Source organism: Bacillaceae bacterium S4-13-56, from assembly GCA_040191315.1.
Lineage (GTDB): Bacteria > Bacillota > Bacilli > Bacillales > JAWJLM01 > JAWJLM01.
The window spans coordinates 18,795-32,455 of record JAWJLM010000022.1; the positions used below are offsets into that span (position 1 = coordinate 18,795).

The window sequence follows — 13,661 nt, forward strand, 5'->3', positions numbered from 1 at the left end:
TGTTTTTTTGAACTTACAGCTTGCTTTAGACCGTTTAACTAAAGAAAAGTGTATACAAATTGTTGATGAAACCTTTGAATTTATAGATATTATTGAGATCGGGACCGGTGTCATTAAAGAGTATGGGATGTCCATTGTCCGGGAAATGCGTCTACTTTATCCTGATAAAAAGATTCTTGCTGATATGAAAACTTGTGATGCCGGTGCTCATGAAGCTAAACAGGCTTTCGAAGCGGGAGCAGATATTATTACAGTGATGGCTTTTTCTTCTGATGCGACGATTACAGATACATTAAAAGTGGCTCTGGAGTACGAAAAACAGGTTATGATAGATTTATTGGAAGTCCATTCCACAGATCGAATAGCTCAATTACATGAGCTAGGTGTAAAGCTTGTTAGTTTACATGTGGGAAAAGACAAACAACAGGGTGGAGACAGCTTCCATACAGAGCTATTTAACTTGGTGAAGGGCTACGATTTCGAAGTCACCGTAGCAGGCGGAATCAACCTAGAAACCTTACCAAACATCATAACAGAAAAACCTAACACAATTATTGTAGGAAGCACCATTACCAAATCACAAACCCCCAAAAAAACAGCCCAACAAATGAAACAACTGCTAAGATAGGAGTGTGCTGGTGGGGACGGTTCCCACCAACACAGTGGTCGGACCACTGTGTTGCTAAGAACCGTCCCTACCAACACCAACACCAACACGTCACTTCACCATCTGCATTCGTTGGTTGAAGAGGGTTGGGTAGGATAGGAATCCTAGCATGCTGCTGGTGATAACGGCTGTTGTCAGGAGCAGGAATAGGATGAGTAGCTGGAATTGGACGGCTTGAACTGGGTCGGCCCCTGCGATGATTTGGCCACTCATCATTCCTGGCAGTTGTACGAGGCCAATCGTTTTTTGACTTTCGATAGTTGGAATTGTACTTGCTTTTATGGAGGTGATCAATGATATATGGATTGCTTGTTTTGGCGTTCCTCCAAGAGACAAAATTAGCTCCGTTTCATCGTGCCGTCCTTCAATCTCAGCAGTGAAGCGGTTCAAAAATAGGATGGCAAGCACCATTGAATTTCCCACGACCATCCCACTAATTGGAATGACGTATTGTGCAGTTGGTGGTGTAATGTTCATTCCAATTAAAATTCCTTGAGTTAAAACCTCTACAAAAACAAAAGTAACGATAAGTTTCCAGGTGATCCCTTTAATAGAAGCCCCTTTTTTACTAGCATTCTGTGTTGCAGCACCGATCATCAACATGACCATGAGGATAATAAAAATGTAATGCTCGGATGAAAATACGAACTTCAGAATATACCCAACGACAAATAATTGGATAATCGAACGAACCGCTGCAACAATGGTATCTTTTTCTAATCCGAGGTTTAATGTTTTCGATAAAAGAAGGGGAATCAGGATAAATATAAGCGACAAAGCTAAAGCCAGATAACTCATTCTATATCCCCCCTCACAAAGCGCTGCACTTTTTCATTTTTAGGATGCTCCAGCAGATCGCTTTCCCCTGTTTCTATTAACTCTCCATTCATCATCACCCACGTGTAATCTCCAATTGATCTGGCCTGATCAAGGTTATGGGTGATCCAAGCTATGGTTGTACCGTGATCATGATTAATTTTTACAATTAATTCTTCAATATCTTGCTGGGAAACTCTGTCGAGAGAAGATGTGATCTCATCAAGTAGAAGTACCTCAGGCTTGTTGACTAATGTTCTTGCAATGGAAACCTTTTGACGCTGGCCACCGGACAAGTCCTTCACGTCATGGTTCAAAAATTTCTCTTCAAGTCCTACCAGAGTCAAAAGTTTTTTGGCTTCATCCTCGGGCAACTTTTTCCCTTGTAAAGTCAGGGGGAGGGCCAAGTTCTTCCATACGTTGCCACTGATCATTGTAGCGTTCTGCAAAGCTAGTCCCACTCTTCGTCTTAAATCAACTGGGTCATAGCTATCAATATTTCTTCCTTTTATAAAAATTTCGCCGGAAGTAGGGGAGATCAATGCGTTACATAATCTAAACACGGTGGTTTTTCCTGCCCCGGAAGGTCCTACCAAAGTTGTAATTTTTCCTTCAGGAATCGACCCTTTGATATCCTTCAAAATCTCTGTGTCTCCATCTGAATAGGAAACATGATCAAATGTAATGAGTTCACTCATTTCGTATTCTCCTCGTAGAACGTGCTAGTAGGGACGGTTCTCACCAACACGACACACAACTTTTTCTGTTGGTATTGTCCGCCATTCATTGATTAAATCATACATACTATTAAAATTTTAATGCAAGACCAATGGTTTTACAATGACAGATAGGAAAGTATAAAACTTTCCTATCTGCATAAGTGCAACTAAGGCATTCGCCACAATGGCTTGGCGAATGCCAAGTTTTCTAAGACGAAATAAAAGGTATTGGCGTTGGTGCACCTGGACCACTCGATATAAAGCAAGAGAAATTAGGTGTCCTCCTATATTTAAAAGGACGGATTGATATTCCGATTGTAGAACAGTTTAGAATATTATATTGATAATGATTAATAGAGGTAAACATAGTATAGAGGGTTAATTAGTCCAAAACGCTTAAAGAAACTTAGTAAGTGTATAATAGTGTAAACAAAAAAGTGCTCTATTATAAAAGAGCACTATCAATCTTAACTTATTTAGCATGACTTAAATAGATACATTACCAATGTTAAAACTCCAATTTAAAACATCTGTTACCTTAACTAATACTGATACAGGTGGGTCAACCTTTCCGTGTTCTAAATTGGAAATGAATTCTTCAGAAAAACCAAGTCTTTCAGCGAGATCCTTTTGGCTTAGGCCACGATTTTCTCTTGCATAGGTGATTTGTTTATGTAGTTCACTCAATACCTCATCTCCTTATGTAAGCGTTTCCTTTACACATTAAATTATACAGAAAATTTCAACGTTTTACAATAGTAAAAAGCCGATCTAACACACATAGATCAGCTTATTCTTAAAGGATAGGAAAGTGTAAAATCTGTCTAGCTTCAGCGAAAAAACTTGACACATACGAATAGTCTTCGGAGTTTTAACAACTTATAAATTTTGATAGTGTTAGAAAAGCGGAAGCGCCCTTCGAAACAAGAAAATCACTTACTTCTGCGAAGAAACTCTAAGTAGCTTTAGAGAATTTGTCTAGGACTCGTATCCTTCGAGCCCACGTTCATCGTGTTTCCTTTATCCCACATGAACGGGCAGCCAACCAGGAAGCAGGCTTCACCAACAAGGATGAAAAATTTTTCATGGGAGTAGTACCGCATAAGTAAAACTAAGGCTTTCGCCATTAGGGTTTGCACTCCAGAGTATAAGGGATTCTATGAAAGCAAAATACGCTTTTGAGAATCCCTTTAACGATAAGCCGAGTTTTTCTAAAATATTAATAACTTCCGCTTGTTTTTTCACCTTTGATTATCGCGATGCTAGAACTTGCTCCGATTCGGGTAGCTCCTGCGGCGACCAATTTACGTGCAGTATCTAAATCACGAACTCCTGCAGAGGCTTTCACACCCATTTCCGGCCCAACCGTAGCGCGCATAAGGGAGATATCCTCAGGAGTTGCATGGCCTGGGCCAAATCCTGTAGAAGTTTTAACGAAATCAGCACCTGCCATTTTAGAAAGCATACATGCTTTTTTCTTTTCTTCATCATTTAGATAGCCTGTTTCGATAATTACTTTTACAATCGTTTGATCTCGGCAGGCTAAAACGACGCCTTCAATATCCTTTTTAACAGCTTCATAATCTCCCGACTTAAGGGCCCCGATATTGATAACCATATCAATTTCTGTTGCTCCAGCAGCAATAGCATCGCGAGCTTCTGAAATTTTGTTAAAGGTACTGGTAGAACCTAAAGGAAAGCCGACAACGGTTGTAATCCCCACATTGCTACCTTTTAGCTCTTTTGCAGCTGTAGAAACCCAGTAAGGATTCACACATACTGTTGCGAAATTATATTGTTTGGCCTCTTCACAAAGCTGGATGATTTGTTGATCGGTGGTATCTGGTTTTAGTAAAGTATGATCAATCATACGGGCAATTTGAGGTCCTGTTATCACTTGATGATTCAAATTTGTATTGGTAGAAGCCTTTTTCTCCATAGTGGCAACTGAGCTACTGCTTTCATCACTATTGGAGATTTTAGCCATCACTTCATTTGTGATTTGTTTAATCAAAAGTTCCATATCCATGGAGCTCACCTCCGTTAATTTGTAATATTCAGGTTGTCTAGCACTCCAACTATTATGGCGTCTACGGCACCTTCTGGATTATTCATGATATCCCTAGCTGATCCACCTTCCTCGAGAATGAGGACCAGATCACCGACACCAGCTCTTGCGGAATCTACTGCAATCAATGAGTCTCCAATTGTCTTCCCATTTGTATCAATGGGTTCTACGATCATGAGTTTCTGATTTGCATGGCTAGGTGTCTTAATGGTTGACACGATGTTGCCAATAACTCGACCGATTTTCATTAGGCTTTCGGTGCTTGTGGTAAGATCTTTTCGATATCAGAATGTGGTCTAGGAATAACATGAACAGAAATGAATTCTCCAACACGACTTGCTGCATCAGCACCAGCTTCTGTAGCTGCTTTAACTGCACCAACATCTCCACGTACCATAACCGTTACTAATCCACCACCAACTTGAACTTTTCCGACTAAAGTAACATTAGCAGCTTTTGTCATAGCATCTGCAGCTTCAATTGCTCCAACTAACCCTTTTGTTTCGATCATTCCTAATGCATTATTCATTTTCTATTCCTCCATTTTTATCACATTATAGTTTTCGATAATTCCCATGACCCCTGCATCAGAGGCAGTGAGCTCTCGGTTAAGGGGCAGGGAGGACTCTTTACTTTTGGCTAAATACACGAGATCACCTTGTCCTGCTTGACGAATGGTGTCAATGGCAATAATGGGATCTCCTTTTGGCTCTAAATTTTTTTCTAAAGGTTGAATCACTAGTAGTTTCAGACCCGTTAAGCTTTCATCCTTTTGTGTACAAACCACATTTCCAACGACTTTGCCGATAAACATGGGATTACCTGCTTTCTCGTTTTTCGCGCTTAATGAAGCGGCTTTCCACTTCCATTATTTTGGTCACACGGCGGTCATGACGACCACCAGCAAAAGGAGTATCTAGCCAAGCTTTTACTACTTGTGTGGCCAAATGATCTCCAAGCATTTGCCCACCGATGGATAATACATTGGCATTGTTATGCTCACGACTGTTAATCGCTGAAGTTAAATCCCAGCAAACTCCTGCTCTCACTCCAGGAATTTTATTTAGGGTCATCCCGCTTCCTACGCCAATCCCATCGATCATAATTCCAACATATTGATCATTGGTTGCAACACATTCTCCTACTAGAAAGGCAATGTCCGGGTAATCTACGGAATCTTTGCTATGACAGCCGAAATCTACATATTCAAATCCCCATTGGGTTAATTGCTGCTTTAATTTTTCTTTTAAATCAAAACCACCATGGTCACTCCCGATGGCTACCTTTCTCATGCTTTTTCCTCCTTACAAAAACGCCTGAGTAATTGCGGCAAAATCGTCTGCTTTTAAACTGGCGCCACCCACCAAGACACCATCGATATCTTTCATCACACTGAAAAGATGCACATTGGCAGGCTTAACAGACCCTCCATATAAAATCTGAACTTGATCTCCAGCGTCCCCATATGTTTTAAGGAGCAAGGAGCGGATAGATTGATGGACCTCCTGAGCCTGTTCGGCTGAAGCAGATTGTCCAGAACCAATGGCCCAAACCGGTTCATAAGCAATGACGATATTTGTTACATCTTTGATTCCATTTAGTGCTAGTAAGACCTGATTGGTTACGACTTGATTGGTTTGATTTTGTCTTTTTTCTACTTCAGTTTCTCCAACGCAAATGATCGGCTTTATTTGGTGGGATAATGCAGCCAGTGTCTTTTGATTAACTTGTTCATCTGTTTCTCCAGCTGCTCTTCGTTCAGAGTGACCGACTAGAACATAGTCACATCCTATATCTCTTACCTGACTTGCCGATACATCCCCGGTGTATGCTCCAGCTTTTTCCCAGTGACTATTTTGTGCGCCGATTGAAATAGCTGGATTCCTTTCCTTCAACATAGCCTTTAATGGAAAAAGGTAGGGGAAGGGAGGACAAATGACCACATGTTCATCATCATTTCTAAAGTTTTGAACAAATTGGTGAATGTCCTTTAATTCCATATTCATTTTCCAATTGGCTACAACTAATGCTTTTCTTTGATAGGGGTGGGAACCAACGCTAGAACTTCCCAATTGTTCAGTGACAGCCTTCCTAACGATCTGTTCTATAAAACTCTCCATAGCTTGCGACATGAAACCTCACACCTATTCTGCTTTTGGTAAAATGCTTTCTACATCTCCATTTGGGCGTGGGATGACGTGCACGGATAATAGTTCTCCTACACGACCTGCTGCATCAGCTCCTGCTTCAGTTGCTGCTTTTACAGCTCCAACATCACCACGAACCATGACACTGACAAGTCCGCCACCTACTAATTCTTTTCCAACAAGAGTAACATTAGCAGCCTTCACCATTGCATCCGCTGCCTCAATTGCACCAATTAATCCTTTAGTTTCAATCATTCCTAATGCCTCTTTCATCGTATTATTTCCTCCTTGTGTTTGTTTTTTATTCGTGCGTCTTTTAGTAGACGTTTTTCCCTTTTCATTGTCCTTCTTTTCCTTGCTCGCTCCATTTTGGTCTGCCATTTACAAAAACCTCACTTATATAATTCTGAAACCATCGACTAGTACACATCGACGTTGTCTCGTAAAGGTTTTAGCCGATGTTAACCCTTCTCCAGTAGAACCTGCAATTGTCAGAGTGGCAAAGCCTTCTGCACCAAAGCCTAGCCCAGAGTAGGACGGACCGTTTTTAACAAAAATGGTCGCCTGGATGGCTTGAGCCATTTTGGTTAAGTTCGTGATGTTTTGGGAATGCATAATGGCCGTATGGCGATTTCCTTTTTCGGCTTTTACCGCTAACTTAATGCCTTCATCAACGTTAGCTACCTTAACGATTGGAAGAATCGGCATGAGCATCTCCGTATGGACTAATGGATGATCGCACTTTGTCTCTGCAATCACGAGCTTCACGGATGAATCAACTTTCTTACCAATAGCGGCTAATAGAACCGAAGCGTCTTTCCCTATAAATTCACGATTTGGGTAGTGTTTTCCATTTTTCTCTACCATGATCACTTTTAATAGTTTATCAAGTTCAAAGCCACTCAGCTCAACTGCACCATTGTTTGTCATTTCCTTCTTTAATTGTCTTGCTACTTGTTCTACAACAAATACTTCTTTTTCAGCGGTACAAAGTACGTTGTTGTCAAAACTTGCTCCATCGACGATGTCTTTTCCTGCTTTCGGAAGTTCAGCTGTTTCATCGACAACGACGGGAGGATTTCCAGGGCCTGCTGCAATGACTTTTTTTCCAACACGCATGGCCGCTTTAACAACAATTCCGCCACCTGTTACAACTAAAGCACGAATATCAGGATGCTCCATGACTTCCTTACTCGTATCAAGTGTTGGATTGGCAACCGCTGTTAACACATTCTCAGGACCACCAACAGACTGAATTGCTTGGTTTAGAAGCTGCATTGCATGAAGGGATACCCTCTTAGCGGTAGGATGTGGATTGAAGACAGCTACATTTCCTGCAGCGACTAGGGAAATGCTATTATTAATGATCGTTGCCGCTGGGTTAGTAGATGGTGTAATAGCCCCCACAATACCAAATGGAGCGCTTTCCACTAAAGTCATGCCTCGGTCACCTGTAAAAGTGGAACTCACTAAGTCTTCTACACCCGGTGTTTTGTTTGCGGCTAAAAGGTTTTTCGCAATCTTGTTTTCTACTTTTCCTAAGCCTGTTTCTTCCACAGCCATTTGAGCTAATTCTTCTGCATGGTTTATAGTGATATCACGCATGGCTTGAATCATTTTTTTTCGTAATTCAAGGGACACTTGTTGAAAATCTGTTTCTGCCTTTTGAGCTGATCTTACAGCTTGTTCTACCGTTTCAAATACACCATGCCCAAGGGACACATTGCTTGAAGAGGTAGATTGAGAATTCTTGGATTGATCAGTGATCTTTACCAAAACTTGCTCTACTAATTTTTGAATCTCTTTTTCACTTATTTGCAATCTTATTCTCCCTCCTTATCTTTTTTAAAGGTGAGCTTACCTTCGATTTCAATTTCGTCGATTATTCCGACAATGGCGGCATCGACAGGGGTTCCATTGGTGATTTGCGTTTGTCTTGCTGAGCTTCCGCTAACTACCATGACGACTTCACCTTTTCCAGAGCCAACCGTGTCAATGGCGACGACTGGTTTATTGGTCGGGTCAATCGTAATCATGTCAAGCGGTTGAACGATTAGCAGTTTTTTTCCTTGCAGCTTTTCGGCTTTTGAGGTAGAAACGACACTTCCTATAACTCTACCAATAATCATACTTTTACTCCTTTTGTTTTATTGAAACGCCTAACTCTCTCGCTAAATCCTTACTCATTGGAGTAATTAAGCTATCCTCTGGTACCTCCAATATTCTTTCCCCGTCATTTGCTACTTGTTGAATATGCTTGGCTAAAACTGTGTGACGTGGAGGACTTGATTCCTCAAAAAATGAATCCAACCACTGCCCTAACTGTTTGAGTGTTACAAATGAAATCCTTTCTTGCTGTAGTTGTCTTATGTAGGATTGAACTCGATCGCTTACTTGATGAGGAGCTGTAACTACTTGGGAACCAGTTGAAGTCAATGAATCTTTGAGCATAACAATTTTCTTTCCATTTAATTGGGTTTGGATTAAGATCCACATTCCTAAAGTATCATCTATCGTTAGGGCTAATTTTGCTAGATGGCTATATTGTGAGTTTGCTAGAATTAAGAGCTCGGATTTTCTCAATGCATTCTTAATATTGGATAAATGATCCTCACTTAGTATGAGGTGAGTATCTGTAAGGCTTGCTGGTATAGTGATGCTACTCGGTGTGCAAACTGTGATGTGATAATGTTCATCTAGCTTTTGGATCTTTTCCCATACCGCCGAAGGGACTTCATCCGGTTGCTGGTCTATTAAAATAAATACAGGGTACTTTTTGACTGGAGTTCCACTTTTCTGAGATTCATTTTGTAAAAATTCAGCTACCACTTGACGCACAAGCGTCTCAATTTTCTCTTGCACTCTGTTCCCCCCTTCTACCTCCGTATTTTCCCTCTTGCTCCCTGGCCAATTTGGGTAGCATTGGCTTCGTCGATATCGATATGCATTTCTAATCGATATTTTTCAGAAACTCGGATCAGTACATTTTGAAAAATGACACCCCTCGGCCCGTCTACTTGTATTTGAATATGTTGGCCATTTTCCACTTGAAAAAATTCAGCGTCATCAGGGTGCATATGAATATGTCTGGCTGCACAAATCAATCCTTGATCAATTTTTAACTGGCCTCTAGGTCCCTGAATGGTAATGGAGGGAGTCCCCTCAATATCACCGGAATTTCTTACGGGTGGCTTTACTCCTAATGTGTAACCATCGAACAGGGAGATTTCAACTTGTGTCTTTCCACGACTAGGTCCTAATATGCGGACCTTTTCGATTTTGCCTTTTGGTCCTATTAATGTGACAGTTTCTTTAGCGGCAAATTGCCCTGGCTGCGATAGGTCCTTTACTTTTGTTAACTGATAGCCTTTTCCAAACAATCTTTCTACATGTTCGGGGGATAAGTGAATGTGCCGATTGGATACAGCTATTGGAATGGAATCTTGATTGCCTTTTTGTTCTTGCAAAACCTTGAGAGTGACATCCTTAATAAGGTTCTTTAGCTCCTGTTCCTGCATTTTTATTTTCCTCCTTTCCGTCTTGAAGTAGGATTTGGGCCGTGTATTGATCAGTTATTAGTACATTGGAGTAGTTCCCATGTAAGGCTCCTATGATTCCATCTACCTTTTCCATACCGCCGGCAATTAAAATGCTGTAATCTTTCTTTCTTAATTCTGAAAGTTGTATACCAATCGTGCGTTCATCCAGTTTAGGGTCGCAAATTCTTCCGTTATGATCAAAAATTCTTGAACAAATATCACCTACACCGCCCAATTTATTTAACTCTTTAAATTCTTGTTCTGAGTAGTAACCGGCTTGAAATAAGGTAGACTTATGATTCACATCTCCAACTGTGTAGATGGCTATATTACTTTGATTTCCTAGGTCGAGTACTCGGCGAATATGCCGATCGGATAAAATAGCGTTTGCCACTACAGGGTTATCAACAATCGCTGGTAAAGGCAGAAAATGGGGGACAGTATTAAAGGCGACACTCAAAAAATGAAGGATCTCAGATGCATATGTATTGGTTTCAGAGTAGCTAACCCCACCATTTAATTGAACAACAGTCACACTTTTTACATTCTTTGGCTGTATCCTTTGGGCAACTTCATAAATCGTAGTTCCCCAGGTTGTTCCAATGATGTCTCCATCTTGAACGATCTCACCAAGATAACTCGCAGCCGTTTTTCCTAATTCAGCTTTAATTTCATCAACAAAGAAGGGCACTGAAGCTATTTTACAATCCTTCAATTTGAACTTCTTTTTTAATAATCTTTCCATTTGCTCTGTACTTTCCGTAGGATCAAGAATTTTTATTTGAACAATTCCTTGATCCTTTGCCTGCTGAAGCATTCTCGAAACAGAAGGTCGAGATACCCCAAGCTTTTCAGCAATTTTTTGCTGACTCATATCAAACTGATAATACAACTTTGCTGCCTCAATTAACTTACTCAATTTATCATCATGCAAGGAATAACACCCTTTGAAATTTTGTTAACTTACCTTTGAACATTTGTTCATAGTATAATATAAAAACCCATTTTTAGCAAGAGAAGAATTGACGTGTCGGCGCGGGCGTGCTGTTGGGGGGCGTGCTGTTGGGGACGGTTCTCACCAACACACCCAAAGCTTGATATATCAATGTTTGTAGATGTTGGGGTGTGTTGGTAGGGACGGTTCTGACGAGGAAATTTGGAAGTTTTGCTCGGCATTTTAGACTATTAATTATGTGTTTTTATCATTTTTGGTAGATTATGCATTTTTAGCTATTACACGCAAAGTTTTGAATTTCCCAGCAAGAAGGAAGTTTTTGAATTTCTACTTATCAATGTGTCAGTACTGAATGTGGCTTCTTTTTCCAAGAGAAATTGCAGAGATCTATCTCTTAGAACACCCCTACAACTTACCTGCATTTGGTAAAAAAAGTGGTTGACTTTTGTGTTGACTGGTTATATGGTTAATTACATAAGTAAATAACCATATAAATAGGTAGGTGAATGGAATGAAGAATGCGCTAGATGATGATAGGCCTATCTTTCAACAAATTAAGGAGCAAATAGAAGATTCTATAATCAATTGCACTTATTCGGAGGGGGAGAGGGTTCCTTCTACGAATGAATTCGCTCGTTTTTACAAGATTAATCCTGCAACGGCGGCTAAGGGAGTTAATGAGTTAGTGGATGAAGGGATTTTGTATAAGCGAAGAGGTGTTGGTATGTTTGTGACTGAGAATGCGCGGACTATTTTAATTGAGAATAGGAAGGAAAAGTTTTATGTGAATTTTATGCTTCCATTAAAGAGGGAGGCTGAAAAGTTGCAGATTAGTCTTCAAGAGCTTTTAGAAATGGTGAAGAGGGAGGATGAGGGCGATGAGAATTGAGGTAAAGGATGTCAGCAAAAAGTATAAAAATGATGTTGTTTTGAATCGTGTTTCGTTCACATTGGAGGAACCAAAAATATATGGTTTGCTTGGTCGAAATGGGGCTGGGAAGACGACTTTTATGGACATTCTATCTGGGCAAATTTTAGCGTCGAGTGGTGAAATAACCATTGATGGCGAGAATCCTTTTGACAATCAACGGCTCACGGAATCTATCTGTTTAATTAAGGAAGGAAATAATTTTAAAAAGGAATTGAAAATTAGGGATGTTTTGCGAATTTACTCTATTTTTTATCCTACTTGGGATCAGGATTTGGCGATAGATTTGGTTAAGGTTTTTCATTTGAAAATAAGTGCTAAGGTGAAGGCGCTTTCCAAAGGGATGGAATCAGCGCTGGGGATTATCGTTGGTTTGGCGAGTAAGGCTCCTATTACTATTTTTGATGAGCCTTATATAGGGTTAGATGCTGCTGTGCGGCAAAAGTTTTATGAGATTTTGGTTGAGGAATATGAAAAACAGCCACGAACGATTATCTTTTCTACTCATTTGATTGATGAGGTCAGTCTTCTTTTTGAAGAGGTACTCATTTTAAAAGAAGGGAAATTAGTTTTGAAGGAAGAGGCGGAAGTGCTTCGGAATCACACTTATGCGGTGACGGGAAATGCGAAGGAGATCGAGGCTTTTATTAAGGATAAGGAAGTAATGAGCATGAAACAGTTGGGTAGAATGATGGTCGCTTATGTCTATGGCAATGCGGAACAGGCGAGATTGCAAGGGTTGTCGGTTGAAGGAATCCCGATTCAGGATTTAATGATTTATTTAACTGAGGGAAGGAGAGAGGCATAGCATGGGGCGACAAATAAAGGGATTGTTATATTTCTATATTACGGATGCTCGACATTCATTTTTTGTTTTTTGGTTCATTTTAGTGAGTACTTTAGCAGCTACTATTCTTATAGGTTCTTTTTTGAAGGATTTTGAAATGGCTTTTTCTTTGCCGGTTGCGATTTATATTTATGGTGGGATTTTTGGTTTTGTGAGTGTGAAGGAGAGTGTTCCTTTTTCGATAAAAATGGGAGCGACGAGAAAAAATATTTTTGTGAGTCTTGGTATCTTCTTTTTGCTGTTAGCGTTCGTGAAATCTGTGCTTGCTAGCACCCTTTATCTAGTAGTCATGGAAATCACGAAAAAGACGGGTATGACATTTCTATTGATTCATCCAGCACAACTGATTTCGGACACTTGGTTGAATAGAGTTTTTGTGGACACCATCGTCTTGTTTCTCTTACTATCCCTTATGTACTTGTTAGGGTTATTGGTTTATAAATACGGTCTACTAGGTGGAGGTAGTATGGTAGGTGCCTTTGTCATTGTTTTTTTATTAGGTATGGGGCAGGGATGGCTGATCGACTTCATTGTAGAAACCTACCATTCCATGGACTACAGATTTCTTTTCCATGTACTATTGATTGGAATTATAATCTATGGACTGACTTGGACAATGCTCCGACATATTAGTACAGTAAAAGCCAGGTAGATTTGTGGGGGTGTGCTAATGGTTGTGATGGTGGCCATGTTGGTGGGGACGGTTCTCTTAGGGAACAATCGGAAGTTTTGCGCGTAAGAAAGCCCAACGAGCAATTTTAGCTGTCCGTTGGGCTTTCTTTTTTTAACAGATAGGAAAGTATAAAACTTTCCTATCTGCATAAGTGCAACTAAGCCATTCGCCACAAAGGCTTGGCGAATGCCAAGTTTTCTAATAAGTTTGACCTGAATCTGCAAAATTTTTGATTGTCCCAGAAGGACGAAGTCGCGGTCTTGGCCTATGGGAATTCAATATGTAAATCCGTTGCTTATAGG

The 13,661-nt window shown here is 40.3% G+C and carries 19 protein-coding genes; 4 read left to right on the forward strand and 15 right to left on the reverse strand.

Going from position 1 to position 13,661, the window contains the following annotated elements:
- The first annotated feature begins 7 nt into the window (after positions 1 to 7).
- Positions 8 to 628 (forward strand): 3-hexulose-6-phosphate synthase, encoded by a 621-nt coding sequence (gene hxlA, locus RZN25_07850; protein ID MEQ6376731.1) that lies wholly within the window; start codon positions 8 to 10, stop codon positions 626 to 628.
- Positions 629 to 718: 90 nt separating this feature from the next.
- On the opposite strand, the gene fetB is transcribed toward hxlA, so the two are convergent.
- From fetB to RZN25_07925, 15 genes are all read right to left on the reverse strand, one after another.
- On the reverse strand, positions 719 to 1,465 hold the full coding sequence (gene fetB / locus RZN25_07855) for an iron export ABC transporter permease subunit FetB (protein MEQ6376732.1): 747 nt from the start codon (positions 1,463 to 1,465) through the stop codon (positions 719 to 721).
- Positions 1,462 to 2,181: a phosphate ABC transporter ATP-binding protein gene (locus RZN25_07860; GenBank protein MEQ6376733.1), complete on the reverse strand. Its 720-nt coding sequence runs from the start codon at positions 2,179 to 2,181 to the stop codon at positions 1,462 to 1,464. The genes fetB and RZN25_07860 overlap by 4 nt, the downstream gene beginning before the upstream one ends.
- A 507-nt stretch (positions 2,182 to 2,688) precedes the next feature.
- Positions 2,689 to 2,889 (reverse strand): helix-turn-helix transcriptional regulator, encoded by a 201-nt coding sequence (locus tag RZN25_07865; protein ID MEQ6376734.1) that lies wholly within the window; start codon positions 2,887 to 2,889, stop codon positions 2,689 to 2,691.
- A gap of 532 nt (positions 2,890 to 3,421) precedes the next feature.
- Positions 3,422 to 4,141 carry a deoxyribose-phosphate aldolase gene (gene deoC, locus RZN25_07870; protein MEQ6376735.1) on the reverse strand — a complete coding sequence of 240 codons (720 nt, stop codon included), beginning with the start codon at positions 4,139 to 4,141 and terminating at the stop codon, positions 3,422 to 3,424.
- Between the two features lie 104 nt (positions 4,142 to 4,245).
- Complete coding sequence (locus RZN25_07875) at positions 4,246 to 4,518, reverse strand: EutN/CcmL family microcompartment protein (GenBank protein MEQ6376736.1); 273 nt, start codon at positions 4,516 to 4,518, stop codon at positions 4,246 to 4,248.
- Positions 4,518 to 4,799 (reverse strand): BMC domain-containing protein, encoded by a 282-nt coding sequence (locus RZN25_07880; protein MEQ6376737.1) that lies wholly within the window; start codon positions 4,797 to 4,799, stop codon positions 4,518 to 4,520. The genes RZN25_07875 and RZN25_07880 overlap by 1 nt, the downstream gene beginning before the upstream one ends.
- 3 nt (positions 4,800 to 4,802) lie before the next feature.
- Complete coding sequence (locus RZN25_07885; protein MEQ6376738.1) at positions 4,803 to 5,084, reverse strand: EutN/CcmL family microcompartment protein; 282 nt, start codon at positions 5,082 to 5,084, stop codon at positions 4,803 to 4,805.
- Positions 5,085 to 5,088: 4 nt separating this feature from the next.
- Positions 5,089 to 5,562, reverse strand: a complete 474-nt coding sequence (rpiB, locus tag RZN25_07890) for a ribose 5-phosphate isomerase B (protein ID MEQ6376739.1) — start codon at positions 5,560 to 5,562, stop codon at positions 5,089 to 5,091.
- A 12-nt stretch (positions 5,563 to 5,574) separates the two neighbouring features.
- A complete protein-coding gene (gene tpiA, locus RZN25_07895; GenBank protein MEQ6376740.1) occupies positions 5,575 to 6,402 on the reverse strand; it encodes a triose-phosphate isomerase in 828 nt (275 codons plus the stop codon).
- Positions 6,403 to 6,414: 12 nt separating this feature from the next.
- Entirely contained in the window at positions 6,415 to 6,690 is a 276-nt protein-coding gene (locus RZN25_07900; protein MEQ6376741.1) for a BMC domain-containing protein, read from the reverse strand.
- Between the two features lie 123 nt (positions 6,691 to 6,813).
- Complete coding sequence (locus RZN25_07905; protein ID MEQ6376742.1) at positions 6,814 to 8,238, reverse strand: aldehyde dehydrogenase family protein; 1,425 nt, start codon at positions 8,236 to 8,238, stop codon at positions 6,814 to 6,816.
- Positions 8,239 to 8,240: 2 nt separating this feature from the next.
- Positions 8,241 to 8,546: a EutN/CcmL family microcompartment protein gene (locus RZN25_07910; protein ID MEQ6376743.1), complete on the reverse strand. Its 306-nt coding sequence runs from the start codon at positions 8,544 to 8,546 to the stop codon at positions 8,241 to 8,243.
- Positions 8,547 to 8,550: 4 nt separating this feature from the next.
- Positions 8,551 to 9,279 carry a hypothetical protein gene (locus RZN25_07915; GenBank protein MEQ6376744.1) on the reverse strand — a complete coding sequence of 243 codons (729 nt, stop codon included), beginning with the start codon at positions 9,277 to 9,279 and terminating at the stop codon, positions 8,551 to 8,553.
- Positions 9,280 to 9,293: 14 nt separating this feature from the next.
- Positions 9,294 to 9,935 carry a phosphate propanoyltransferase gene (locus RZN25_07920; GenBank protein MEQ6376745.1) on the reverse strand — a complete coding sequence of 214 codons (642 nt, stop codon included), beginning with the start codon at positions 9,933 to 9,935 and terminating at the stop codon, positions 9,294 to 9,296.
- Positions 9,904 to 10,890 (reverse strand): sugar-binding transcriptional regulator, encoded by a 987-nt coding sequence (locus RZN25_07925; GenBank protein ID MEQ6376746.1) that lies wholly within the window; start codon positions 10,888 to 10,890, stop codon positions 9,904 to 9,906. The genes RZN25_07920 and RZN25_07925 overlap by 32 nt, the downstream gene beginning before the upstream one ends.
- A 532-nt stretch (positions 10,891 to 11,422) precedes the next feature.
- Here RZN25_07925 and RZN25_07930 point away from each other — a divergent pair.
- Genes RZN25_07930 through RZN25_07940 form a run of 3 tightly spaced genes read left to right on the forward strand, consistent with a single transcriptional unit; the run spans position 11,423 to position 13,338 of the window.
- Positions 11,423 to 11,800 carry a GntR family transcriptional regulator gene (locus RZN25_07930; GenBank protein MEQ6376747.1) on the forward strand — a complete coding sequence of 126 codons (378 nt, stop codon included), beginning with the start codon at positions 11,423 to 11,425 and terminating at the stop codon, positions 11,798 to 11,800.
- Positions 11,790 to 12,647 carry an ABC transporter ATP-binding protein gene (locus RZN25_07935; protein MEQ6376748.1) on the forward strand — a complete coding sequence of 286 codons (858 nt, stop codon included), beginning with the start codon at positions 11,790 to 11,792 and terminating at the stop codon, positions 12,645 to 12,647. Before RZN25_07930 ends, RZN25_07935 begins: the two co-directional genes overlap by 11 nt.
- Before the next feature lies 1 nt (position 12,648).
- The gene (locus tag RZN25_07940) at positions 12,649 to 13,338 is read left to right on the forward strand and encodes a hypothetical protein (GenBank protein MEQ6376749.1); all 690 of its coding nucleotides are present in this window, start codon (positions 12,649 to 12,651) and stop codon (positions 13,336 to 13,338) included.
- Positions 13,339 to 13,661 lie beyond the last annotated feature (323 nt).

Excerpts from the sequence above, each read along its gene's own strand:
- RZN25_07875 (MEQ6376736.1), bottom strand. The coding sequence starts at position 4,518 with ATGAAAATCGGTCGAGTTATTGGCAACATCGTGTCAACCATTAAGACA.
- RZN25_07880 (MEQ6376737.1), bottom strand. The coding sequence starts at position 4,799 with ATGAATAATGCATTAGGAATGATCGAAACAAAAGGGTTAGTTGGAGCA.
- deoC (MEQ6376735.1), bottom strand. The coding sequence starts at position 4,141 with ATGGAGAAAAAGGCTTCTACCAATACAAATTTGAATCATCAAGTGATA.
- RZN25_07860 (MEQ6376733.1), bottom strand. The coding sequence starts at position 2,181 with ATGAGTGAACTCATTACATTTGATCATGTTTCCTATTCAGATGGAGAC.
- RZN25_07900 (MEQ6376741.1), bottom strand. The coding sequence starts at position 6,690 with ATGAAAGAGGCATTAGGAATGATTGAAACTAAAGGATTAATTGGTGCA.
- tpiA (MEQ6376740.1), bottom strand. The coding sequence starts at position 6,402 with ATGTCGCAAGCTATGGAGAGTTTTATAGAACAGATCGTTAGGAAGGCT.
- rpiB (MEQ6376739.1), bottom strand. The coding sequence starts at position 5,562 with ATGAGAAAGGTAGCCATCGGGAGTGACCATGGTGGTTTTGATTTAAAA.
- RZN25_07885 (MEQ6376738.1), bottom strand. The coding sequence starts at position 5,084 with ATGTTTATCGGCAAAGTCGTTGGAAATGTGGTTTGTACACAAAAGGAT.
- RZN25_07935 (MEQ6376748.1), top strand. The coding sequence starts at position 11,790 with ATGAGAATTGAGGTAAAGGATGTCAGCAAAAAGTATAAAAATGATGTT.
- fetB (MEQ6376732.1), bottom strand. The coding sequence starts at position 1,465 with ATGAGTTATCTGGCTTTAGCTTTGTCGCTTATATTTATCCTGATTCCC.
- RZN25_07910 (MEQ6376743.1), bottom strand. The coding sequence starts at position 8,546 with ATGATTATTGGTAGAGTTATAGGAAGTGTCGTTTCTACCTCAAAAGCC.
- RZN25_07940 (MEQ6376749.1), top strand. The coding sequence starts at position 12,649 with ATGGGGCGACAAATAAAGGGATTGTTATATTTCTATATTACGGATGCT.
- RZN25_07920 (MEQ6376745.1), bottom strand. The coding sequence starts at position 9,935 with ATGCAGGAACAGGAGCTAAAGAACCTTATTAAGGATGTCACTCTCAAG.
- RZN25_07930 (MEQ6376747.1), top strand. The coding sequence starts at position 11,423 with ATGAAGAATGCGCTAGATGATGATAGGCCTATCTTTCAACAAATTAAG.